This window comes from Bradyrhizobium sp., assembly GCF_049691595.1.
Classification (GTDB): domain Bacteria; phylum Pseudomonadota; class Alphaproteobacteria; order Rhizobiales; family Xanthobacteraceae; genus Bradyrhizobium.
The window spans coordinates 1-1,878 of sequence record NZ_JBAVNZ010000307.1 but is presented as its reverse complement, the minus strand read 5'-3'; the positions used below and the strand labels follow the sequence as shown (position 1 = coordinate 1,878).

Annotated in this window: 2 protein-coding genes; both read left to right on the top strand. The window is 63.4% G+C overall.

What is annotated here, in order from left to right; genetic code table 11:
* Window positions 1-948: Mur ligase family protein (locus tag WCE35_RS13620; RefSeq protein ID WP_424593872.1), on the top strand; the 948-nt coding region annotated here is incomplete at its 5' end.
* Window position 949: 1 nt separating this feature from the next.
* Window positions 950-1,878, top strand: a 929-nt coding sequence (locus WCE35_RS13615) for a UDP-N-acetylmuramoyl-tripeptide--D-alanyl-D-alanine ligase (RefSeq protein ID WP_424593871.1), incomplete at its 3' end; no start/stop codon positions are given.

The window sequence follows — 1,878 nt, the reverse complement described above, 5'->3', positions numbered from 1 at the left end:
CTCGCGTTCGAGGCGTCCTCTCATGGGCTCGATCAGCATCGGCTCGACGGCGTGCGCCTTGCAGCGGCGGCATTCACAAATCTCGGCCGCGATCACATGGATTATCATCCAACCGTTGACGATTATCTCGCCGCCAAGTTGCGCCTGTTCACCGAACTGCTCGCGCCCGGCCAGACCGCGGTCGTCAACACCGATGGCGCCTATGCGCAGCGCGGGATCGAGGCGGCGGCGAAACGTGGCCTCAACGTACTAACCGTGGGGCAGCGCGGCGAAACCCTGCGCCTTACATCGGTCTCGCGGCAAGGCTTTGCGCAAGTCCTGACAATCGAAAGCGGCGGGCAAAATTATACCGTGCGACTGCCGTTGGTCGGCGCCTATCAGGTCGAAAACGCGCTTGTCGCAGCTGGCCTTGCGATCGCAACTGGCGAGGATACGCGCGCCGTGCTCGAAGCGCTCTCGCACTTGAAAGGCGTGCCTGGCCGGCTCGAAATTATCGGCGAATCCAATGGCGGCTTGGCGATTGTCGACTACGCGCACAAACCCGAAGCGTTGGCCGCGGCGCTCGACGCCTGCCGGCCGTTCGCAACCGGAATGCTCATCTCGGTCTTCGGCTGCGGCGGCGACCGCGACAATGGCAAGCGCCCCATTATGGGCCGCATCTCGGCAGAAAAGGCCGATGTGACAATCATCACCGACGACAACCCGCGCTCGGAAGTGCCAGCCAATATTCGCGCCGAAATTCTAGCCGATTGCCCCGGCGCCCGCGAAATCGGTGATCGCGCCGAGGCCATTCGCACAGCCGTCGCTATGATGGGCAAGGGCGACGTCGTGCTGGTCGCCGGCAAGGGTCACGAAACCGGCCAAATTGTCGGGACAACCGTCATCCCGTTTTCCGATCACGAGGCGCTGCGCCTCGCCATCAAGCAGGTGGCACGGCATGGCGTGTGACTTGTGGACGTTCGATGAGTTGCTTGAGGCGGTGCCCTTCGCGGTTGCCGACGGGCACCCGAGCGTGCCAATCACCGGCTTTTCCATCGACACGCGGTCGCTACTGCCGGGCGAGGTGTTCGTGGCGCTCAAGGATCAGCGCGATGGGCACGAATTCGTTTCGAACGCCTTCAAGGCCGGCGCATCGCTGGCCATCGTAAGCGGGACATATGAGCGCAAACCTGGCGATCGTGCGCTTCTTCGCTGCGCAATCGATCATTTGCGCGCGGGCCTGCCGGACTACCATGAACCACTCCCGGACTGTGACCCGCTCTTAGCTCTCAAATGGATCGGCGAAGCCGCCCGTCATCGCCTTGCGCCGTCTGCCCGGGTCATCGCGGTGACGGGCAGCGCCGGAAAAACCGGTACCAAGGAAATGCTGCGCGCCTGCCTCGCGCGCGTCGGGCAGGTTCATGCCTCGGAAAAGTCCTTCAATAATCATTGGGGCGTGCCGCTCACCCTGGCGAAAATGCCAGCGGACACGGACTACGCCGTCTTCGAAATCGGCATGAACCATGCGGGCGAAATTGCAGCCCTCGCCCCGATGGTCAATCCGCATGCCGCTATCATCACCACGGTCGAAGCTGTACATCTCGAACACTTCAAGGATGTCGAGGGGATCGCCGACGCCAAGGCCGAGATCTTCCAGGGCCTCGTCTCCGGCGGCGCGGCCATCATCAAGCGCGACAGCCCGCACTTCGATCGGTTGCGGGTGCGCGCCCAGGCCGAGGCTGCTCGCGTTGTCAGCTTCGGCTTACAAGACGGCGCGGACGTATGTGCTGAAAAACTCGACCTCGGCGAAGAGGGGAGCGACATCACCGCCCGCATCGGGAGTCAGCGCATCCCCTACCACCTCGCCATGCCGGGCCGGCACATCGCCGAGAATTCGCT